Origin of the sequence: Alloalcanivorax dieselolei B5, from assembly GCF_000300005.1 — a bacterium.
In the GTDB taxonomy this organism is placed as follows: Bacteria; Pseudomonadota; Gammaproteobacteria; order Pseudomonadales; family Alcanivoracaceae; genus Alloalcanivorax; species Alloalcanivorax dieselolei.
In genome coordinates, this window is the sequence record NC_018691.1 from 2,221,291 (window position 1) to 2,242,907 (window position 21,617).

Consider the following 21,617-nt stretch of genomic DNA (forward strand, 5'->3'; position numbering starts at 1 on the left):
GCATCGCATCCACGTCCAGCCCGGACTGTGTCAGTGCGGTTCGGAATAATCGTCAGCATCGGTAGGCCGGTGCGGTCTGCTCCATCTGGATATCGGCGATGCCCTCCACGTCGCCGATAGCGGTCTCGATAGCCATGCCCAGTTGCTCCAGCTGATCGAAGTCGTCGCCGTACACCTTGATAACCAATTCCGTGCGCACGCCGGCGAGCAGCTCGTTGAAGCGCATCTGGATTGGCTGCAGGAATTCGTGGCGGTTGCCGGGGATCGGCTCAACCAATTGCGCCAGTTCATTGACCTGCTGCACCCGGACGGGGCCGCTCACTCATCCCACAGCTTGAGAATGATGATGGCCTGTTCATCAGCAGGCCAAAGTCCGGCGTATCCAAGCTCATCAGGTTGGATCTGACTCGGGTCTGCACCATGCCGGTGACTGTTATCAGCATCGCTATCGGGATTACCTGCGTAGTCAGGAATATGGTGTGCACATCTCGTTAAGTTTTTGTTAAGTTATTGTTTTTTAAGGTATTTTTTGTGGAAGCTCATTTGAGCCCTTGCCTCCGTGGACGGTATTGCCTCTCTCTGGTAGTGCTTCTTCAAATCACTGGGTTATCAGGAAAAGCAAATATTGAAAATTGGTTGGACAACCAATAAAATACCGAGCAAGCGTATGATACACACTTGTAATGTTCTAAATGGAGGCCCTGATGAGCGCAATCTCTATTCAGCCCCGTAAAGTAGATTTCGACGTGTCCTCTGTGCCGCGCCACTGGAATGGCGGTGATCCTGTTTTAACCCGTTTTTTTGACGCCTTGTCGGTGCACTTCCCCGAGGGGGAGCGGTTTTTTATCCAGTCGGTGCGTCATTTCCAGGATCAGGTGACGGACCAGCGCTTGCGTGAAGATATTCGCCATTTCATTCGTCAGGAGGGGCAGCACGGTATTGTCCATGATCGTTTCAATGACGTGATGGAGGCGCAGGGAATCGATGTCGATCAAATTACCCGCAACCTGCGTCGTTTTATTCGTACGACACAGAAATACATGCCGGAAAAGTATCAACTGGCGATGACCGCGGCTTTCGAGCATTTTACCGCCACTCTGGGCGAGGCGATGCTCAAGGATGAAACGGATATGTTCCGAGATGCGGATCCGGTAATGCGGGCGATGTTTCTCTGGCATGGTGTGGAAGAGGTTGAGCACAAGGCAGTGGCGTACGATGTATACCGAACCGCGGCAGGCGGGGGTTATTTGACTCGCGCTTCGGCCTTGGTGGTTGCCATGCTGATGGTGCACCTGGTCGTCGGACCGGTGTTCGTGAATATGTTGCGTCTTGACGGTGCGATGCGACGGCCGACGGTAGTGCTGCGTGGTCTAAACCGGCTCTACGGTCATCGCGGTATTCTGACCCGCATGTTGCCCGAGTTTATTGCGTGGTTCCGTCCGGGATTCCACCCCTGGGAAACGGGCATGCCGGAGAAAGTCGCGGCATGGTTGAAGGAGTACGGAGAGCATGGTGATCCGATGCGGGCATCGGCCGCCGTATATGAAACCGAGCCGGTGAGCGAGGCCGCCTGAATGGTCGGCGGAGAAGTGTCTGAAACGGCTGTAAGGCAAAAGATCGGGGCGCGTCACTGCCACAGGCCGGGCAGGCACTGTGGCAGTTCGGCCATCCGTGACTTGCTTGAGTTCCACGGCTTGGTGATGAGCGAGGCTTGCTGTTTTGGTCTTGGGGCCGGACTCGGCATTACCTATGTGGAGACTGCAGCCTCCAATACCCCTTTCATCGTCCATGTGCGTTCAATGGAATTCGAGGAAAACGTATTCAATACTTTGGATGTTCCCTTTTCCTGGCGCAGCTACCGCGATCAACGGTCCGCCAATACGGATCTCAAAGGGGGGCTGAATGAGAATCGACCCGCATTGTTGTTAACTGACATTTTCCATTTGCCCTACTTCCAAAGCAGCACACATTTTCCAGGGCACGCCATCGTGGCATGGTTATATGACGAGGAGCGGGACGAGGTGTTGGTCAGTGATACCGAACGCCCGGGGTTGATCGCGGTATCTACGGCTAATTTGGCCGACGCGCACTTCTCCACCGCACCCCCTTTTATTCATAACGGCAACCTGTTTGCCCCCGAAGCTATCAAAGCCAGCGTAACTCCGGAACGTATTCGGAGGGCCATCTTTGACAATGCCTATGCTCTGGCGAACGGCGATCGTTTTAGCGGTCTCACGGCGCTGGATACTTGGATTGACGGGCTGTCACATTGGGCGGCTGACGAAAACTGGCGCTGGTCGTTGCGTTTTGCTTACCAGGTGATCGAAAAGCGCGGTACTGGGGGAGCCGGATTTCGCACCCTTTACGCCGACTTTTTGGAAGAGGCCAGTGCACGGATTACCGTGGTGAGAGATGCGAAGTTAGTGGAGCTCATGCGAGGCGCGGCAGCGGCTTGGTCCGGCTTGGCGGCTGTTTTGAAAATGGCTTCCGAGGCAACGACATTTCCTTCCGCCGATATCGAGTTGGCTATTAATCGGGTTAAATCACACGAGTCGCGTTATGTGAAGCGTGCACTAGATGCTCTGGGCTGATTAGACAAAAGCGACCGGACCCGGAGCGAGACACTGGCTCTGAGTGAGCCAGGCCAATGAAAAGGGGGAAGCGATTCGATGTCAGATCGTTATTTAACCATGGCCAAGACCTTCTTTGGCACATCCCATCCCTTGTTCAACGCCTTCGGCGTGGAAGTGGAGGAAGTTGGCAAAGGGCGTGCCGCCATGAGTCTCTCCTGCCGTCCAGCGCTTTGCGATCGACACGGGGGGCTTCACCGAGGAGTTGTTGTCACGCTATTGGATACAAATTGCGGGTTGGCAATATTTTCCCGACTCGGTGACATGCGTCCGATTGCGACCATCGATCTGCGTGTGGATTTCATTCGGCCTGTACCCGCGGGGGAGGGAATCTACAGCGAGGTGGAGTGTTACGCGGTACGAGGTGATATCGCCTATGTGCGCGGACAAGGTTGCGCTTATTCCGATCATAACTTGCTGGCAACGGTATTCGGTTCGTTTGCCGTCGGTACTCTCGGGCCTGCATTCGATTCAGCCATGAAAGGGGAGGGTAAAGTATGAAAGAGCGATCGCTTTTGAATCGCCAGATGACGGGTTGGCTGACATGGCTCTGAATAAAGCGCAAAAAGAAATGCTTGAAAATACTCCATTTGTGGAGTTTCTAGGTCTTGAGGCGCTGACCTCTGATGAGGGGTTCTCTTGCCGGTTATGCTTTCGAGAACAGCATATCGGTAATCCTCTGTTGCGTACCTTTCATGGCGGCATTCTCGCCAGTTTTGCCGAAATAACGGCAGCTCTTTATTTGATGGAATCGCTTGATCTGGTCGAAGAGCCGTCATGCAGTAGTATGACCTTTGATTATTTACGGCCCGCGTTTGCGGGCACGATTCGTGCCGAGCCTTGTATTGTCCGTGCAGGAAGACGTTTCGTAGTCGTTTCCGTCGACGTTTATCTGGATAAAACGCTTGTGTCAATCGGGCGCTTTATCTATAGCCGCTAAGTATTTTCAACTGGGGGCTGATGATTTTTGAGCGACTTGGGAGAATACCTTGATCATATCGCAAACATTACGTCGTGCGGTCCAGCAAAATCCTGACGGCATCGCCACGATTTACAAGGATAGAAGGCGGTCATGGCGCGCTTTTGAGAATCGTGTTGCGCGCCTGGCCGCGGGCCTTCGCGCCTTGGGAGCGGAAAGCGGGAATCGCGTCGCGATCTTGTCACTCAATAGCGACCGCTACCTAGAATATTTTTACGCCGTGCCATGGGCCGGCGCGGCTCTTAATCCCGTCAATATCCGCCTGGCACCGCCAGAGATCGCGTACAGTCTGAACGATTCCGCATCGTCCATCCTGTTTGTCGATGATGCATTCAGCGACATGCTGTCAAAACTACGGCCGCTGCTTGAGACCGTTCAACATGTGGTTTTCATGGGCGACGGTAGTTTACCGGACGGGTGTGTCGACTATGAGTCGCTTATCGCTGAATCAGATCCGATGCGGGATATCAGCGAAGGAGGGAGCGAGCTTGCCGGATTGTTCTATACCGGGGGGACCACCGGGCGGTCGAAAGGCGTGATGCTGAGCCATGACAACCTTGTCTTCAATGCGCTTAATGTGGTGCCGGAAATGGATTATGCGTCCGGCACGATCTACATGCATGCGGCTCCGATGTTTCATTTGGCCGATATGGCAAGCACTTTTGCCGTGACGCTAGCTGGTGGCACGCACGGCATCGTACCTCGTTTCGATGTAGACGATGTGCTCTCTTTTATTGAGCGTGAAAGAGTTACACATGCCCTGCTCGTGCCAACGATGATCAATCTGCTGGTGTCCTCCGGAAAAATAAAGGAATTCGACGTAAGTAGCGTCAAGCGCATGCTCTATGGAGCGTCGGCTATGCCTGAGTCAGTATTGATCAGCGCCATGAAGCAGATGCCGGACGCTCTGTTCGCTCAAGGGTATGGACAGACGGAGGCGTCACCCATCATCACCGCCTTGCCACCCGATTTCCATGTGCCTGGAGGCGACAAGCTTCGAAGCGCGGGCAGGGCCGCGCTGGGAGTCGAGGTTGCCATTTTTGACAAGGATGATACCGAGCGGCCGAGATGCGAAGTTGGCGAGATCTGCGCCAGAGGTCCGAACGTCATGCTGGGTTATTGGGGAATGGAGGAAGCCTCCGCTGAGGCCCTGCGTAACGGCTGGTTGCATACCGGTGATCTCGGTTATATGGATGAAGACGGGTTTGTCTTCATCGTCGATCGCGTCAAGGACATGATCATCAGTGGTGGGGAGAATATATTTTCGGTCGAAGTTGAGAGTGCTATCTATAGTCATCCCGCGGTACAGGAATGCGCGGTGGTGGGGATTCCCCACGATGAATGGGTTGAAACGGTGCATGCAATCGTCGTGCCTCGCCAAGGCCATGTGCTCACGGAAGAAGAGCTGTTGAGCCATTGCCGGGAGTTGATTGCCGGCTACAAACTTCCCCGTAGTATCGAGTTCCGTAGTGAACCATTGCCGATAAGTGGCGCCGGCAAGATTCTCAAGAATGAGCTGCGTGCACCCTACTGGGGCCGGATGGGGCGATCGGTTACCTGATTTATCATTCTCGTCAAAACCACTTGCTTGGATGAGGAAAATTATGAATTTGCAATTTACGCAGGAAGAGCAGGAGTTTCAAAAGACGATACGCGCATGGATGCGGAAAAATATTCCTGAAGAGATTAGTCGTATTTCCGCGCTTGGCGAAATGCCGGAAAAATCGCAGCAACAGCGATGGGAGAAACGGCTCGGTAAACAGGGTTGGCTGGCGGTAACTTGGCCTGAACAATACGGAGGTCCGGGATGGACCGCCACACAACGTTATCTTTTTGATCTTGAAAGGGCCATGGCTGGGGCGCCTCCGGTAAGTCCCTTCGGTGTCGCCATGGTAGGCCCTGTGATCTACACGTTCGGATCCGCGCAACAAAAAGAGCGATGGCTGCCCGGGATAGCGAGCGGCGAGACGCTTTGGTGCCAGGGTTATTCCGAGCCCAATGCCGGATCGGACCTCGCATCCCTTAAAACCCGCGCCGAGCGCAAACGGGACCACTACCTGGTCAATGGCCAGAAGATTTGGACCACCCAAGCGCATTGGGCGGACATGATGTTCTGTCTTGTTAGAACCGACCCCGATGCCAAGAAGCAACAGGGTATCTCTTTCCTGCTAATAGATATGAACACGCCGGGTATCGAGGTTCGTCCCATTTATACCATTGATGGGCACCATCACCTCAACGAAGTGTATTTCACCGATGTCAAGGTGCCGCTGGACAATCTGGTGGGGAAGGAGGGTATGGGGTGGACGATCGCCAAGTTTTTGTTAACGCATGAACGCACAACGATCGCCGGCGTTGCCGACAGTCACTATGCATTGGCTCGCATGAAGAGGGCTATTGACGAAGCTCCTTATTACATCGATAAGCAACAGGCGCGACGACGTGTGGCCGAGTTGGAAGTCGAACTGACGGCGTTGGAGTACACCAACTTTAGGACCGTTGCCGCGACAGACGAGGGCAGACCTTTTGGACCGGAGTCTTCCGGTCTCAAGATCAAGGGTACCGAGCTACAGCAGAAAATGTCCCAAGCGATGGTCGAGATGGGCGGGTTGATGTCGCTTGTCTGGGATAGTTCATCAGCGGTGGGTAATGAAAGCTTTAATCATTCCCCTCGTCGGTACAATTTTCTTCGTGCCTGCACGATTTATGGCGGATCGAACGAGATTCAGAAGAACGTGCTTGCCAAGATGCTGTTAGGTTTATGAGAGGTCATAATGGAATTCAATCTTTCCGATAACACGACCATGGTTGCCGATACGGCACGGCGGTATCTCAAGGATCACTATGGTTTTGATACCTACATACAACAACTCAACCAACTCAATCATTGCGATCCATCACGATGGGATTTGATGCGCGAGCTAGGCTGGTTTGGTCTGCCGTTTCCTGAGTCGGTCGGAGGCTATGGCGGCGATCTGATCGACGTGGCGATGATTGTTAGGGAGGCTGGCGCCGTCTTATGTCTGGACCCCTATGTCGATCTGGTGATCGGTCCTGGAAAACTTCTCGAGTATCTGGGTACTGAGCGGGCATTGAAGGTATTGCAATCCATTGTCGATGATGATGAGAGGGTGGCATGCGCGCTCTATGACTATCACGCCGGATACAATATTTTGAAGCCATCCCTGTCGATTAACGGTGGCAAACTGTCTGGACGGAAGAATTTCGTTCCTGATGGTGGCTGCGCGAATAAGGTGCTGACGACGGCGATGCTTGGCGATGAGCTGACCTTGGTCCTTGTGCCGCTTGAAGGCTGCGAGGTGACCCGCTATCGGGGCTTGGACGGTAGCCGGCTTGCCGATGTGCTGTTCGATGACGTGGTGATTGACGAGGAGATGATTCTTTCTCGCGGCGTGAAGGTGGAGCGCGCCGTCAGCAAGGCGGTCGCCTGGCTGCAGGCGCTCGATTGCGCGCGTATGTATGGCGCCGCCAGTGCGCTTTATCAGCGCACTCTTGATTACGCAAAGACGCGGAAGCAGTTCGGTGCGCCGATCGGCAGCTTCCAGGTAATTCAACACTACCTCGTGGATATGTTCACGGATCTTCAACAGTTGGAGTCGATGCTGTTCATGGTTTCCGTCAAAGCGGATCTAGACGATACGCTTGAGCGGGAACACGCTTGTTCGGCCACCAAGGCGTATTATGCCGACAAGGGGGTGAAGATCGCGCAACTGGCGATCCAGATTCACGGCGGTATCGGGGTCACCGAAGAGCTTGATATAGGCCATTACTTTCGTCTCATGACGCACTGCTCCCTAACACACGGCCATGGTGACTACCATCTTGATCGTATCGCCGCCCTCGGAGAGGAGTTCGATCGTGGATGAATATGATTTCATCGTAGTCGGAGCGGGATCCGCCGGTTGTGTTCTGGCCAACCGACTAAGCGAGTCCGGCCGATTCTCTGTTTGCTTGCTGGAGGCGGGTCCGCACGACAACAGCGGGTTTGTGAACGTGCCGTTCGGGGTGATCGGTTTGATCCGGGAGGGCAAGCGTAACTGGGGCTATCAAACAGTGGTTCAACGAGCGCTTGACAGTAGGCGGCTCTATTGGCCCCGTGGAAAAACTCTCGGTGGTAGTAGCTCGATCAACGCCATGGTTTATATTCGTGGACAACCTGAGGATTACGATGCTTGGCGGGACAGCGGGCTGAAGGGTTGGGGGTGGGATGATGTCCGGCCCATCTTCAACGCGCATGAGCACAATGAGGAGTATCCGCCGGACGCCTGGCACGGTAACGGAGGACCGCTGAACGTCACTCGGGTCAGGGATCCTAATCCGCTGACTGAGTTGTTCATTCGCGCCGGGGAAGAACTAGGCGAAAAGCGTAACGATGATTTCAATGGTGAATCGCAGCGCGGCTTCGGCCAATTCCAAGTGACGCAAAAAGATGGGCGACGCTGGAGCGCCGCGAGGGCGTTTCTCGATCCGGCGAGGAGCCGCGGTAATTTGACCATTCTGACTAATGCAATGGTTTCCCGGGTAGTGATCGAAAATGGACGTGCGGTAGCCGTCGAGTATAGCGATACGGCCGGCACATCTCACACCGTTCGGGCAAATCGGGAAGTCGTACTTTCGGGTGGGGCAATCAACTCGCCCCATTTGCTGATGCTTTCAGGCATTGGTGACCGTGACCATTTACAAAGTGTTGGCGTTGATTGTCTGGTCGACTGCCCAGAGGTGGGGTGTAATCTTCAAGACCACCTGGACATGACTATTTCGATTCACGATCGTAGCAAACAGTCGATTGGCTTCTCCCCTTACTTTCTACCGCGTTTGATGCGAGCGTTCTATGAGTACTTCCGCCATCGGCGCGGCTTTCTAGCCAGCAATGCGGCTGAGGCGGGTGCGTTTATTAATGTCGGCGAAGGGGCGCGCCCGGATGTGCAGATGCATTTTCTGCCCGCATTTCTGCGCGATCATGGCAGGGAATTCACGTCAGGCTTTGGCTGCACCATTCATGTATGCCAGTTGCGGCCTAAAAGCCGCGGTTGGATTCGTCTCGCCGATAGCAACCCTCTCAGCGCTCCGCTCATTGATCCCTGTTATCTTTCCGATGCTGACGATCTTGGCGTCCTGAGAGAGGGCGTCAAACTGGCTCGGCGGGTGTTCCAGACAAAAGCTTTCGCCGAGGTTTTTGGAGGAGAAGATCTACCGGCGAGCGATGTGGTAACCGATACCCAAATTGAGGACGATATCAGGCAGCGCGCTGAAACTATTTATCATCCGGTGGGCACTTGCCGTATGGGGGTGGATGATCTGGCCGTAGTGGATGATCGGTTAAGAGTCAGGGGCGTGTTAGGATTGCGCGTTGCTGATGCGTCCGTCATGCCTTCTTTGATCAGTGGCAACACTAACGCGGCAAGCATGATGATCGGCGAGAAAGCGGCTGGTTATATCATTCAGGATCAACAATGAGACGACATTAGCGCCACCAAACGGTAGTGCTAATGTCGTCCCCAGGTCTTTTGGGGCGGCGGAATTCGGATATTAGGCCATCTTGACTTGGTCGCCCTCGGGACGGTTTCTGTAAGCTCGGTATAGTGATCCGTTTTCAGCGAACAGGCGTTGTCGCCACGTATCTTCCAGTGCCCGCGTGTCGTGATTGTCAGGATGGTAACGTCGATCAACGAACTCCGGAAGGCGGCGCATAATCCCGGAGACAAATCCCTTTGGACCGAACAGTACGTTCAATCCAATGGCATTGTCCTTGACGCTGCCCAGCTTCCCGTCCTTGGCGAGCATCCATGCCCAAGTGATCCCCAACATCGGCAAGAGCACAACCAGGGATGCCGCCGTCGCTGCGATCCGCTCACCGTGACTATTGCCGATGATTTCGTAAACGTTATAAGCAACAGATTTGTGTTCAAGCTCCTCAAGAGCATGCCATTGCCATATCTTTATCATCTCCGGGTCGGCCAGACTTTGAAACGTCTCGTCTTCCAATAGCTGCTCCGCAAGCAAGGCGGTAAAATGTTCCATGAAAGTAGTGGCGGCAAGCTGGGTTCTCTTCGGCAACATTTTCAGAATGCGGAGGCCGAATTTTACGAAGCGGTCCGGAGTGTCCATGTCGAAGCCGCTCTCGGCAAGCAATTCGTTAAGGCGGTCATGCTCGCGACCATGAATGGCTTCTTGCCCCATGAATCCGGAAATGGCCGCTCGCTGCTGCTTGTCGGTGACACGGTTTCGAAAATAACGCACCGAATCCATGAAGTAGCGCTCACCGGGTGGAAAGAACCCGGACAGCATGGCAAAGAATGTGGTTGCCGTAGCGTTGTCAGCATAGAAGTACTTTGGTGTTGTGTTCGGAAACTGGAAGTCTATGTGACGGGGTGGGATGCCCACTGACGCACCGTTCAGGACATTGGACGTCTTTGCACTAGTTCTCTTCTTTAAAGCCATGACTCGGCCCTCTTTTTGAAGTTTGATCCTGCTTATTGCGATGATTGACTAGACATTTTTTGCCGCCCCTGTCGCATTCGAAAGAACGCTTCGAGGGGCCACTGATAGCCCGCCGGCATCAGGCGTTGGCCGGCGTCCAGTATCGTTGCGTCATTACCTATCAACACGCGACGTCGGTTCTTGCGAACCGCGTGGAGGATAGCGTTGGCAGCCTGTTCCGGCGTGGACCGGGCGATGCGATCGAAAAGTTCCGTAATTTCTTCCTTGCTGCCCGGGGCTATGTTCCCCATATCACCCATTCGGCTATTACGCGCAATGTTGGTCTTGACGCCGCCCGGGTGCACGCAGGTTGCACTAACACGGCTTCGCTCAATGTCCAGTTCTTCGCGCAGCGACTCGGTGAACCCTCGAACAGCGAATTTCGCGGCGTTATAGGCTGATTGGGTGGGGACTCCAATGATGCCAAAGATGCTGGAGATGTTTATCACATGGCCGTCGCCGGATTGCTTGAGATAAGGCAGAAAAGCCTTGGTTCCGTATACCACCCCCCAGAAGTTAATATTCATAAGCCATTCGAAGTTTTCATAGCTCATGGCATCGACGGTTTCTCCGAGTCCAACGCCGGCATTGTTCATTATCAAGTTAACCTGTCCGTGCTCCTTGACACATTGATCCGCATACCGATACACCTCATCCCTTCGGCTTACATTAACAACATGGGTGGTGACTCTGACCGGGTAGTCGCGCAGGTCGATGGCGATGTCTTTTAGACTGTTTTCGTCAATGTCCGACAGAGCCAAATGGCAGCCTTTCTTCGCCAGCAGCATGGCGGTCGCTCGACCTATGCCTGAACCGGCACCAGTAATCGCAGCGACTTTCCCGTAAAAACGTTTCATAATATGCTCCAACAGGTAGGCGGATCAGGCACTCAGTAACTTGCGAAATACGCGGTTCCTTCCGCGCTTGATGCCACTTCCCTCAAAACGAAGGTGGCCATCCTCGAGGTTGCCATAGCGTAATGCGGGCAGGTCACGCAAATAGTCATCAAGATTCTGCCAGGGGGTCCTGCTGCCCTGACGAGGGAGGCGGTCGTTGGCGCGAAGAACATATCCGGAACGTAAATTAAGAAAGTTCATCTGGGTCTTGCTCCCTTGTCCATCGACGGGTGTGACCACCCGGGCGCCAATATCGCGCATGTGATTCAGAAGGCGGCAGACGAATTCAGAGGCGATATCGGCCTTCAGCGTCCAAGAAGCGTTGGTGTAACCGAACACCAGGGCCATATTTGGTACCCCTTCGAGCATCAGTCCCTTGTACATCAGGGCGTCCGCCACATGAACCTCACGGCCGTCGACTTCCAATCTGGCACCACCGAACAGCTGCAAATCAAGGCCAGTGGCTGTGATCAGAACATCAGCGTCGATATGAGCGCCGGACTTCAATTGGACCCCGGTTTCGGTGACCGCTTCGATGTGGTCGGTGACCACGGAGGCCTGGCCTTCGCGGATAACCTTGAAGAGATCACCCTTGGGAACGGCGCACATGCGTTCTTCCCAGGGATTGTAATGGGGCTGGAAATGCCGCATATCGACCTCCGGGCCGAGCTGCCGGCGCGCGGTCGCCAAAAGCAGGCGTCGCATCGCCTTGGGCTTACTCAGAGAAAGTCGATATACCGCTCTTTGCAACAGAATATTGCGGGTCCGGGCCAGCCGGTAAACGGCCATCTCCGGCAGAATGCGGCGCAGGTTCCTGGATATCAGATCCTGCTCCGGCACGGTGGCTACATAGGTGGGCGAGCGCTGCAGCATCACTACATGATCCGCCTTGTCGGCCATGGCCGGAACCAGCGTCACGGCAGTGGCGCCACTGCCAATAACCACCACCCGTTTGCCACTGTAATCGTAGTTTTCCGGCCAGTGTTGCGGATGGATTACGTCACCGCGGAATTGGTTGATCCCCGGAATCTCCGGTGTGTAGCCGGAGTCGTACTTGTAGTATCCGGTGCAATTGAATACAAAGCCGGTGCTGAACTGGTGCTCCTCATCGGTTGCTTCGTCGATGGCTTTGACGATCCAGTGTTTGTTTTCGCTATGCCAGGATTGCGAGATCACTTTCAGACCGAACTGGATTCGGCGTTTCACACCGTATTCGCGTGCGGTGTTGTCAATATACCGACGGATAGAAGGGCCGTCGGCAAGCATCTTGGTATCGGTCCAGGGCCGAAAGTTATAACCCAGGGTAAACATGTCGGAATCGGAGCGGATGCCGGGATAGCGGAATAAATCCCAGGTGCCTCCGATCCGTTTGCGTCGTTCAACGATTCCAAAACGGACGTTGGGGCATTTTTCCTTTAAGTGACAAGCCGCGCCAATTCCCGACAGGCCCGCTCCGACGATCAGAACATCAAGATAAGGGTGTTTCATGGTGTTGCTCCGTAGCGGCAGTGCGGCACGATTCCGGCTCGGTGGCGGCTGGCCGTTCTTTCAGAAATTGCAGTACCGCCTCGGTGAAAACACTGTTACGGTCTCCCGCGACCATATGGCCGGCCTGTTCCAGAACGACATAACGTGCCTCGGGGATTAGAGTGAGCAGCTCTGTTGCGCCCCGGTCACTAAGAACATCGCTGTAGTAGCCACGTATCAAAAGCACCGGTACGTCCAACTGGCGGGCCGCCAGCTCCAGCCTTGCTCGGTCGAACATGCTCCCGGCCTTGGTTGGCGCGTTCGCGTGGTTGAGAAAAGCTGGGTCCCAGTGCCAGTAAAACCGGCCATTACTGTGTTGCCGCAGGTTTTTGCGTAGCCCGGAGAGATCTTTTGATGGCGGGCGGCGCGGGTTGTAGGCGGTGATGGCGTCGCGTACCTGCTCCAGCGTCTCGAATCCGTCCTGATGATGACGCATGAATTCGATGATCCGGCGGACGCCCCGAGGTTCCAATCTTGGCGCCACGTCGACCAGTACCAGTGCCTCGCAATCCAGGGAGGCGTCTTCGCCAAGCGTGAGCAAAGCGGTCAGGCCACCCATGGACGCGCCGACGATAACCGGCCGGGCCGGTAGCGAGCGAATCACCGCGCTGAGGTCCGCTGCAAGGGCTCGGGCACTGTAGTCGCCTTCTCGAGACCAGTCGCTTTCGCCGTGGCCTCGTGCGTCCAGGCTAAACGCGCAGTAGCCGGCATCGGCCAGTGCGATCGCCGTGTCGGACCAGGCATGGCGGGTCTGCCCGCCGCCGTGCAGGAGCAATACGGGGGGCGCCGTGTCTTCACCATGGCGGCTGGCCCACAGGTTCAACCCGTCACTGCCAGTGAATCGCACCCGAACACTGCGTCGAAGGCCGCAATGCGCGGAGGATGTCGTCGTCTGAGAGTCAGTCATAGTCAACTCTTCTGGCAATAAATTTGGTCGTCCAACCAATATTACAGATTGAATATATCAACGGCAATGCTTCTCCAGCCCCTTTCAGACCAGTTTGTAACGGCCGGGGTAAATCACGTTAAAAATCCTTCACCGGAAGGAACGTGAAGGTCAGGTCCACTCCCAAGGGAGGTGCTTCAAGTTCAACCGACGCCAGACCGATGCCGATCAGGTCGATGTTGGCGGGAATGGTCAGCGGGTCGGGATTGGAGACCTTGAGTATCAGTCTGCCATCGTCGACGAACCGAAGCGGTCCTTCGAGAGTGACGTTGTTAACCCGTTTGCTGCGAATATCGTGCCCAAGTTCAATAATCAGCCTAGGTTCCAGTTCAGGCGCGTCTATCAACAGGTCGAAGGTGGTGCTGAACCAGGGACCGTCCTCTGTCTCAGTGATGTAGCCTTCAATAAACGGTGAATCGCCCTCGGGTAGTAAACGCAGAACCAAGGGACCTGTCTCGAGACCAATGGTGATGAGGCCTAACGCTCTGGCTTCGAGAAAGACCTCCGTGGTGGTCAGCGTAGTTGGAAAGACGGAAACACGAACAGCGCCCGTGGTCCGATCATCCGTGTCCGGGTTATCGTCAATCAGTCTACGGTTGATGGAGACGGCGGAGTCGTATTCCCGGGGGCCGGCCTGCAACGCGCCGGTGCTGACGAACGCGAAGCGTTTCTCCGGACAGTCCTCGCCAATTGAGCAGCCCAGGTTGGCGTTGGTAATCACGCCCCCGGTGTCCCGCAGCTCCAACCGCAGGTGGTTGGCGGGCGCCTTGATGACACCATTGTTGTCGGTAGCACCTTGTTCTGAATTGTCGACCTGTAGATTGGCATTTACATCGACCGTCGGTAGGGAACGCAGGGATACGAGGGTATAACGCTGATCGTCACCGGTCACGACAAAGTGGTTTACCATATCGGGACCTCCCTCGCGCGGCGCTGGAGCCGTGTCGCTGCTCTGTGACAGTTGGCGTGTTTGCAAGGCAGCACCGTCCTGTGTGCAGATGGCGTTGTTTCCGCAGTCGGGACTGTTGGGCTCCGAGCGCAACGTATAACGATATAGCTGACCGTCTCGCCAAGGGCTGTCAGGGAAAAACTCAACCCGTTGCGCCAGCACGTCGAGGTGGCCTGGCACCGGTTGCCAATCCCCACCGGCATCGCGACGCTCGACGAAAAAAGTGTCGCCGTTGACTGTTGCCGGATCTATACGGCGGTTGAAGATGACCCGTATAGGGTACTCTCGAAAAAGCCCGACCACGGGGAACAGGGGGTCGCTTCCCTGGCCGCCCTGGCAGCGTCCGTTACGCCATCGTGATCTTTCACCGATTAACCGGGCGTCGGTCAGAGCACAGGGGTATCCGGGGAAAACGGCGGCTACCAAGGGCGCACGAAGGCTGTCGCGGTTGTCATTCGGCAAGAACAGATCGTCAAGGCGCATATCAAGGGTGTAATCCTTGCTCAGAGGGTTGCCCGCCGTGTCCCGTAGTTGGCTGGTCAGTATGATTTCAACGTCCTGGTTGTGCTCCACGATTCCGGTGCCTTCGAGGATGACGGTGGCGCCGTCGACACGCATCGAGACGTCTTCAGGTGGTAGCGAAGTGCCGTTAACCTGGACGTTGATAGCGCCATCAAGAAACGCCGACGCAGGATCAATCGCCTTGTTAAAGTTCAGAATGACCGGATCCCCCGGGCGTGTGTTGGCCTGGAAGTCCTCACCCGGCGACCAGGATTGTAATTCCAGAGGGCGTAGATCCGGCTCAGGCATTGGCGGGTTTCGCTGCCCGGCGAAGGACTCCATGCGGAAAGATAATTGGGCACCAGCCTTCTCAAGGCCGAGAATGTCGGGGTCGACCACGGAGATGGCATCCAGCACCAGCTTGCCATCCTCGACAATGGCGAGACCGACGACCTGGATATTGAGCAGATTCTGACTGAGGGCGGCATTGGCGATGGTTCCCTCCGCGGTCATGGCCGCATCCATTCTGAGCAGTGCATAGCGAGGCGCCGTCGTCTCGGTACTGAAGGGATTGGGAATCAGATAGCCGTTGGCGTCACTGAGAAGGGTAATCTGCAGGTCGCCGGTATCGATACCGGCGGGGATTTCCCCCAGAATGTTGACATCGACCGGCGCGCCTCGCAGTACCGTGCCGGCCGGCACCCGGAGGGGGACGGCATCGGCAAAGTCCGGGACAAAGCCCAGGTCCGCGGCCAACGAGCCTGTCAGTTCGGTAACGGCGCTGTCACCGATGATAAAGCTGTCCAGTGGCACCTGATTGACCGGTCTTCCCGTCAACTGGGATTGCAGGTCCGGCTGTTGCTCGCCTAGGGAACCGACCTTGATGACCGTGGTTTCGCGCGGCTGTGTGCCCATGGGTGTGAACTGGCGTTCGACTTCCGGAAGTAGAGAACCAGCACGACTGCGGAGCCCCGATAATGCTAACGTGTATTCCACCGAGTCCAGGTCCTGGCGCGGATCCAGTATCAAATAGCGCCCCTGCATTAGCACGGAGGCGTCGATCAGCTGGCCCTGGTCGTCGATAAGCGTGATCTGCTTGCCATAAACGGTGGTGGCCGGGTCGAGCGGCCGGTTGAAGACCATGCGTAGCGTGCTCATATCATTTATTCTGGCATCCTGGATGCCGGCCAGCAGTGGATCGGGATCCAGAGGTGTGATGCCAAGTATCTTAAAGCCGTCACTGCCGACGGCGTCGGCGAACCCCGCATGGGCGCCCATCGTGTGAAATCGAAAATTTTTGAACACGGTATCGTCGATACGCCCCAGTCCCGCCTCGCTGACACTCAGCCGATAATGCGTATTGGGCGACAGTGAAGTCCGTGGTTTCAGTACCAGCCCCCGGCCGCCATCGATCACTTCCGGGGTAAAGGGCACGGCGTTTCCGGCGTCGTCGGCGAGCCGCAGACGGTCCTCGACATCGCCGCTCACCTCGTCACTCAGTGTGGTGGAGAAACGCAGCACGACATTGCCGCTCGTCGGCACCTCCTGCTGGCCAGGGTAGGGGTAAGCGAACACCAGTGTGTCCGAAGCGCGCCATGGATTGACGACTTTGCCTTCGTCATCGCCGCACGCACTGATCAACATCAGCCCGAACACCCAAAGGGCAAACGAAACGTACCGCGGCCGAATGTTTATTTGTTTATTCATCTCTACTCTCCTGAATTCAGCTCCGCCATCGCGGTCTAGAATTTGAGTGACAGGGAACCCGAGATGACGTGTATGTCGCCATCCACGCGAATGGTCTCGTAGGGGCTGGGATTGGTTGGCGAGTTGATGGATGTGAGGTTGAACTCTCTTTCATCAAGCTGCTGGTATTGATAAGCCAGGGACATCACAAGGGGCATATTGATCACCGGCGCGCGTTTCAGGCGGTAATCGGTGCCAACACCGACCACGATACGGTCGCTGTCGAGGAAGTTGACATCCTGGGACCGGGTCGATTGAAGTGGGGAATCCTCGACGGCCACGCCCCCATAAAGTTTAAGAGCGTCCGACCACGTGTAACGGACGCCGATGCGGGGAACGGTGGTGTCATTAAAGCGCAGTCCAGCCTGGTCCCTGACCGTGTCACCGGCGAATTCACTCTCAAGATCGGACCAATACTGGCGCTCTACAGCCGCAACCAGCTCGAACTTACCTAAAGGCATCAGCAATCCGATTCCGTATACCTGGGGCTGGAACGTGTCGAGAGTGGCCAGCGCAAGATCAAGGCCCGGCTCGGGTATGACACCGGGAATCACCACGTTGGCGTCCACGCTGACGTCGTACTCCGACTCCCCTCGATAGAACAACGCCAGCTCCGGTTTAAGCGCGAAAGGCAGGCAGGCGCTCGAACCGCACAGCGTATCGCTCAGGTTGACGTTAATGCCCAGCGAGGGCGTCAATGTCGGTTCGGCTTCCAGGGAGAGCTCTTCGGAGTCGGTATTGCCGGACAGATCGGAGACCGCTTCAAGGCGGGCCTGGGCCGCCAGCGTGAGTCTTGCCGAGGCACCGATATCAACGCCGCGCAGGAGGTTGCTAACCGCCCCACCAAAAGCGAGATACAAGGGTTGCGACTCAAAACGCAGGAACTGGCCTTCCTGACTGGTATTGGCCGCGAAGGGCAGTGCGTTGGAGGCATACTCATCCACGCCGACGTTAATGCCAAGATAAATCGGTGTGTCCAAGTCCGCCGCGCCGGCGACACGGGTCTTGATACCAAGAAGCAGCAACTCCGAACTCTGGTCCGTGAGCACATCGTTTTCGCGATCGAATGGTGCGGCTCCGCCAAGTGATTCGGCACGTAACTCCTGGTGACCATGCTGAAAGACCACTGTGAGTTCACCTTCCGGCGAGCGCGCAAGTGCCGCCGGGTTGTAGTAGGTGGCCCAAGCACCGCTGTGGAAAGCGCTGAACGCCTGGGCCGAACCGGCGTGAATGGGGCCCAGGCCGTAGGTGCTTGCTGCATCGCCCGCTCCGGCCATTACCTCGCATGGGAGCAGCACGACTATCAGAACGGCCAAGACACGACGGACCCGAAGACCGGCATTGGAGAAGAAAAGGTGTTCGCGGGACTGATGGTGAGACCTGATTATCGTCATTGGGAATCATCCTTTTTGTTATTCGGGGTGGCATCTGACATGTTTTGTTTGGTCGAACAAACAATGCGCTGGACTTGGTTTTGAGGCAATACGAAAAATTGCTTATCAGTCAATGAAAATTTAAGGTTTTACGGTGTTGTCGCCGCCAGCCGCCTTCTTCCGCCCCAGCGAAAAGTCGCGCAGTTCGGTGCGTATGATGCGCTTCTGGCCTTGCCGGTCCCGGTGCGGGGGAAGTCCTCGTGGATCTGGGCCACTTTCGGCACCTTGGAGCTGCCCGGCCACTGGCGGCGTGATGCTCCGGTTTCGCGAGCAGCACACGGGCTCGGGACATCGCGCGGACAGTGGTCCTTGGCCGTTCTGGGACGGCTCTTGTTCTTGCCCATCGAAGCTAAAGCAGGATAGGGTCTTGAGCAAGCGCTTGGTAGGAAGCAACATAGGGTTTCTTCCTTGGGGGCGCCGTCGTTGGTGCGCTCGGGAGGGTGTGGGCGAGCAAAGATCGCCGTCTTTCCGGTGCGTTCGGGGCCTTGGCCACGCCCGATTACAATCGCGGGGCCTCCAGTGCGCTCAAAAATACTATTTTGTTCTGTCGACTGTTGCGGTTTCGAATACGCCATCCGACAGAAACCGCCAGAGAAAATCGACTGATTGAGGAGAGACAGATGCGTGGATTAATGATGGACCGGCCTTTGATGATTTCCCAGATCATCGAGTACGCGGCCGCCAGCTATCCAGAGCAGGAGATCGTGTCCCGGACTCCGGAAGGCGGCCTGCACCGTTACAACTACGAAGATGCGGCCAAGCGTAGCCGCCAGTTGGCCAACGCGCTCAAGTCGCTGGGCGTCCAGGCCGGGGATCGCATCGCGACGGTGGCCTGGAACACCTATCGGCACTTGGAGCTGTATTACGCGGTCTCCGGTATTGGGGCGATCTGTCACACAATCAATCCGCGTCTGCCGGTCGAGCAGTTCGGCTACATCGTCAATCACGCCAAGGATCAGTACATTTTCCTTGATCTGACCTTCGTTCCATTGCTGGAGAAGTTGCAAGGTCTGTTTGAAGGCGTGAAGGGCTATGTCGTCATGACCGACCGCGCTCATATGCCCGAAACCTCGCTGCCCAACGTGATGTGCTACGAGGAATTGGTCGGCGAGCAGTCCGATGAAATGGCCTGGCCGGAGTTCGACGAGCATACCGCTTCGTCGCTCTGCTATACCTCCGGCACCACCGGCAATCCCAAGGGGGTGTTGTACTCGCACCGCTCGACGCTGCTGCACGCCTTCTCGGTGTTGACCATCCCCGGAATGAATCTGGGCGAGGAGAGTGCCGTGCTGCCGGTGGTGCCGATGTTCCACGTTAACGCCTGGGGCGTCCCCTACTTCGCGCCAATGGTGGGCGCGAAGATCGTCTTCCCGGGGCCGAAGCTCGATGGCGAGAGCCTGGCCGAGCTGATCAATAACGAGGGCGTCACCGAGGCCTGGGGTGTGCCCACCGTGTGGCTCGGGCTTCTTGGTCATATGCGTAAGACCGAGCAGAAGTTCACCTCGCTCAAGCGTGTTCTTATCGGCGGCTCGGCCGCGCCACGGGCGATGATGCGCGAATTCCAGGAGAAGTACGGCGTCGAAGGCTTGCAGGGCTGGGGCATGACCGAGATGAGTCCGATCGGCACGGTTTCGATGATCCGTCCCAAGGACGCCGATTTGCCGCTTGATCGGCAGTTCGACATCAAGGCCAAGCAGGGGCGTGCGGTGTTCGGGGTGGAGATGAAGATCGTCAACGACGACGGTCAAGCGCTGCCGCGGGACGGCAAGTCCTTCGGTGAGCTGCTGGTGCGCGGCCCGGCGATCATCAGCGGCTACTACGAAAACCCTGAAGCCAGCGCCAAGGCCTTCGACAGCGAGGGCTGGTTCCGCACCGGCGATGTTTCCAAGATCGATCCCGAAGGCTACATGGAGATCGTCGACCGCACCAAGGACGTGATCAAGTCCGGAGGCGAGTGGATCAGTTCCATCGATCTTGAGAACGAAGCGGTGGGGCATCCCGAGATCGCCGAGGCAGCGGTCATAGCGGTGCATCATCCGAAATGGGACGAGCGGCCGCTTCTGGTGGTGGTGCGCGAGCCGGACAGCCAGCTCGGCAAGCAGGGCGTGATCGACTATCTGAGCCAGCGGGTCGCGAAATGGTGGCTGCCGGATGACGTGGTATTCGTCGACGAACTGCCGCACGGGGCGACCGGCAAGCTACAGAAGGCCAAATTGCGCGAGCAGTTCAAGGACTATTCGTTGCCAGAGGTTGGTGGTTAAAAAAGGCCTCGATCCGCGCCTCGTCGGCGGAGTGAGCTCGCGGTACGCCAACCGGCGTTGGCTCAGGTCTTTGAACACAGCTGGAGTAGTGGAATGAAAAGCGTGCAAATCTCCAACTATCCCCACCGGATGGGTGGGCACTGCGGCTCGGGCGCACTGCGCGACCTGTTGGAATGGGCCGGGCTTGGCTGGGACGGGCCGCCGGGCGAGGGGCTCGTGTTCGGCCTCGGCGGCGGGCTGTCCTTTATGTATATGAGAGTATCCGAGCTCACGCCTCCCATCTACCTGGTAGGGCGCAACGGTGACATGGAGCTCGACTTCTGCCACCGCCTCGGCATTGAAACCGAGCGTCGCCAAACCGACGATCCCGACGAGGGTTGGCGCTGGGTCGCCGACGAAATCGACGCCGGCCGTCCCGTGATGATCTGGGCTGACATCGCCGAGCTGCCGTATCTCAGGGTACGTTTATCCAACACCCGTCATGACATCGTCGTCATCGGCTACGACGAGAGGCGCGGCGTCGCCCGGGTGGTGGACAACGATCGCGAGGAGGTGCAGGAAGTCCCCCTAAAAGCTCTGGCGCGAGCTCGTGCCTCCCATGGCTTTCCCAATCCCAATCGCCACGCGACTTACCCGATACGCTTTCCTGATCGGCTGCCTGAGCTACTGCCGGTGGCGCGCGATGCAGCGGCAAGCGCGGCGCGCAATATGCGCGGCACGGATGCGACGCTGTTCGATCCGGCGGACCTGCCCGCCGATGGTGTGGTCGCCTCCGGCCTGAAGGGCGTCAATATCTTCGTCGACGATCTGGCCACCTGGGGAGATAGCCTGACTGATGACCAGCTTAACGCATCGCTAAGGGTCTTACCGGTCTTCGTCGAGAAAGCCGGCACAGGCGGTGGCTTGTTCCGCCGCCTCGAAGCGGAATTCTGCGCCGAGGTTGCCCGCCTCACGGGCGATCGATCCTTTGCCCGTGCCGCCGACGTCCTGCTCGACTGCGCCAACGCCTGGAGCCGTCTTGCTACATATGCCGCCGCCGATCAGCTTGACTGGCGGGCGCTCGTCGCCCATGCCGAACAACTCCCGTCATCCGAGCAACGCGCGGTGCAGGCGCTGGAGGAGGCGGCAAGCCCGTAGAGTCGGCGGTGAGCGCCGGCGAGACCCGACCCGCCGCTCGCGGATGCCGTCCATGAACCACAAGGCGAGCGAGCGCGGACTCGGTTGGGGCCAATAAGCTTGGAGGAATAG

Annotated in this window: 17 protein-coding genes; 10 read left to right on the forward strand and 7 right to left on the reverse strand. The window is 56.7% G+C overall.

What is annotated here, in order from left to right; genetic code table 11:
- Positions 1 to 52: 52 nt before the first annotated feature.
- Positions 53 to 322 (reverse strand): efflux RND transporter permease subunit, encoded by a 270-nt coding sequence (locus B5T_RS23500; protein WP_197020991.1) that lies wholly within the window; start codon positions 320 to 322, stop codon positions 53 to 55.
- A 382-nt stretch (positions 323 to 704) separates the two neighbouring features.
- Here B5T_RS23500 and B5T_RS10045 point away from each other — a divergent pair, with 382 nt between their 5' ends.
- The 8 genes from B5T_RS10045 to B5T_RS10070 all read left to right on the forward strand — a co-directional run bounded on the left by B5T_RS10045 (position 705) and on the right by B5T_RS10070 (position 9,087).
- Positions 705 to 1,574, forward strand: a complete 870-nt coding sequence (locus B5T_RS10045; protein ID WP_014994388.1) for a metal-dependent hydrolase — start codon at positions 705 to 707, stop codon at positions 1,572 to 1,574.
- Positions 1,575 to 2,591: a BtrH N-terminal domain-containing protein gene (locus B5T_RS10050; protein WP_051015466.1), complete on the forward strand. Its 1,017-nt coding sequence runs from the start codon at positions 1,575 to 1,577 to the stop codon at positions 2,589 to 2,591.
- A 78-nt stretch (positions 2,592 to 2,669) separates the two neighbouring features.
- Positions 2,670 to 3,131 (forward strand): PaaI family thioesterase, encoded by a 462-nt coding sequence (locus tag B5T_RS22565; protein WP_035451349.1) that lies wholly within the window; start codon positions 2,670 to 2,672, stop codon positions 3,129 to 3,131.
- Positions 3,132 to 3,174: 43 nt separating this feature from the next.
- Positions 3,175 to 3,570 carry a PaaI family thioesterase gene (locus B5T_RS22570; RefSeq protein WP_014994391.1) on the forward strand — a complete coding sequence of 132 codons (396 nt, stop codon included), beginning with the start codon at positions 3,175 to 3,177 and terminating at the stop codon, positions 3,568 to 3,570.
- Between the two features lie 49 nt (positions 3,571 to 3,619).
- Entirely contained in the window at positions 3,620 to 5,170 is a 1,551-nt protein-coding gene (locus B5T_RS10055; protein WP_014994392.1) for a long-chain-fatty-acid--CoA ligase, read from the forward strand.
- Positions 5,171 to 5,213: 43 nt separating this feature from the next.
- The gene (locus B5T_RS10060) at positions 5,214 to 6,374 is read left to right on the forward strand and encodes an acyl-CoA dehydrogenase family protein (RefSeq protein WP_026949624.1); all 1,161 of its coding nucleotides are present in this window, start codon (positions 5,214 to 5,216) and stop codon (positions 6,372 to 6,374) included.
- Positions 6,375 to 6,383: 9 nt separating this feature from the next.
- Complete coding sequence (locus B5T_RS10065; RefSeq protein WP_014994394.1) at positions 6,384 to 7,496, forward strand: acyl-CoA dehydrogenase family protein; 1,113 nt, start codon at positions 6,384 to 6,386, stop codon at positions 7,494 to 7,496.
- On the forward strand, positions 7,489 to 9,087 hold the full coding sequence (locus B5T_RS10070) for a GMC family oxidoreductase (RefSeq protein WP_014994395.1): 1,599 nt from the start codon (positions 7,489 to 7,491) through the stop codon (positions 9,085 to 9,087). Before B5T_RS10065 ends, B5T_RS10070 begins: the two co-directional genes overlap by 8 nt.
- Positions 9,088 to 9,159: 72 nt before the next feature.
- Here B5T_RS10070 and B5T_RS10075 read toward each other — a convergent pair whose 3' ends face one another.
- From B5T_RS10075 to B5T_RS10100, 6 genes are all read right to left on the reverse strand, one after another.
- Positions 9,160 to 10,071 carry a metal-dependent hydrolase gene (locus B5T_RS10075; RefSeq protein ID WP_026949625.1) on the reverse strand — a complete coding sequence of 304 codons (912 nt, stop codon included), beginning with the start codon at positions 10,069 to 10,071 and terminating at the stop codon, positions 9,160 to 9,162.
- Positions 10,072 to 10,103: 32 nt separating this feature from the next.
- Entirely contained in the window at positions 10,104 to 10,967 is an 864-nt protein-coding gene (locus B5T_RS10080; protein WP_026949626.1) for an SDR family NAD(P)-dependent oxidoreductase, read from the reverse strand.
- A gap of 24 nt (positions 10,968 to 10,991) precedes the next feature.
- Complete coding sequence (locus B5T_RS10085; protein WP_014994398.1) at positions 10,992 to 12,494, reverse strand: flavin-containing monooxygenase; 1,503 nt, start codon at positions 12,492 to 12,494, stop codon at positions 10,992 to 10,994.
- Positions 12,475 to 13,440 (reverse strand): alpha/beta fold hydrolase, encoded by a 966-nt coding sequence (locus B5T_RS10090; protein WP_080530903.1) that lies wholly within the window; start codon positions 13,438 to 13,440, stop codon positions 12,475 to 12,477. The genes B5T_RS10085 and B5T_RS10090 overlap by 20 nt, the downstream gene beginning before the upstream one ends.
- Before the next feature lie 118 nt (positions 13,441 to 13,558).
- Positions 13,559 to 16,636, reverse strand: coding sequence for an Ig-like domain-containing protein (locus tag B5T_RS10095; RefSeq protein ID WP_014994400.1), 3,078 nt, complete (start codon positions 16,634 to 16,636; stop codon positions 13,559 to 13,561).
- A gap of 35 nt (positions 16,637 to 16,671) precedes the next feature.
- Complete coding sequence (locus B5T_RS10100) at positions 16,672 to 18,069, reverse strand: OmpP1/FadL family transporter (protein WP_229683006.1); 1,398 nt, start codon at positions 18,067 to 18,069, stop codon at positions 16,672 to 16,674.
- 659 nt (positions 18,070 to 18,728) lie between these two features.
- On the opposite strand from B5T_RS10100, the gene B5T_RS10105 reads away from it, so the two are divergent.
- Entirely contained in the window at positions 18,729 to 20,369 is a 1,641-nt protein-coding gene (locus B5T_RS10105) for a 3-(methylthio)propionyl-CoA ligase (protein WP_014994403.1), read from the forward strand.
- A gap of 93 nt (positions 20,370 to 20,462) precedes the next feature.
- Positions 20,463 to 21,506 (forward strand): BtrH N-terminal domain-containing protein, encoded by a 1,044-nt coding sequence (locus tag B5T_RS10110; protein WP_014994404.1) that lies wholly within the window; start codon positions 20,463 to 20,465, stop codon positions 21,504 to 21,506.
- Positions 21,507 to 21,617: the final 111 nt, after the last annotated feature.

Coding starts and splice junctions, on each gene's coding strand:
- B5T_RS22570 (WP_014994391.1), top strand. CDS start 3,175: ATGGCTCTGAATAAAGCGCAAAAAGAAATGCTTGAAAATACTCCATTT.
- B5T_RS10045 (WP_014994388.1), top strand. CDS start 705: ATGAGCGCAATCTCTATTCAGCCCCGTAAAGTAGATTTCGACGTGTCC.
- B5T_RS10105 (WP_014994403.1), top strand. CDS start 18,729: ATGCGTGGATTAATGATGGACCGGCCTTTGATGATTTCCCAGATCATC.
- B5T_RS10050 (WP_051015466.1), top strand. CDS start 1,575: ATGGTCGGCGGAGAAGTGTCTGAAACGGCTGTAAGGCAAAAGATCGGG.
- B5T_RS10080 (WP_026949626.1), bottom strand. CDS start 10,967: ATGAAACGTTTTTACGGGAAAGTCGCTGCGATTACTGGTGCCGGTTCA.
- B5T_RS22565 (WP_035451349.1), top strand. CDS start 2,670: ATGTCAGATCGTTATTTAACCATGGCCAAGACCTTCTTTGGCACATCC.
- B5T_RS10100 (WP_229683006.1), bottom strand. CDS start 18,069: ATGACGATAATCAGGTCTCACCATCAGTCCCGCGAACACCTTTTCTTC.
- B5T_RS10095 (WP_014994400.1), bottom strand. CDS start 16,636: ATGAATAAACAAATAAACATTCGGCCGCGGTACGTTTCGTTTGCCCTT.
- B5T_RS10110 (WP_014994404.1), top strand. CDS start 20,463: ATGAAAAGCGTGCAAATCTCCAACTATCCCCACCGGATGGGTGGGCAC.
- B5T_RS10060 (WP_026949624.1), top strand. CDS start 5,214: ATGAATTTGCAATTTACGCAGGAAGAGCAGGAGTTTCAAAAGACGATA.
- B5T_RS10075 (WP_026949625.1), bottom strand. CDS start 10,071: ATGGCTTTAAAGAAGAGAACTAGTGCAAAGACGTCCAATGTCCTGAAC.
- B5T_RS10085 (WP_014994398.1), bottom strand. CDS start 12,494: ATGAAACACCCTTATCTTGATGTTCTGATCGTCGGAGCGGGCCTGTCG.
- B5T_RS10065 (WP_014994394.1), top strand. CDS start 6,384: ATGGAATTCAATCTTTCCGATAACACGACCATGGTTGCCGATACGGCA.
- B5T_RS10090 (WP_080530903.1), bottom strand. CDS start 13,440: ATGACTGACTCTCAGACGACGACATCCTCCGCGCATTGCGGCCTTCGA.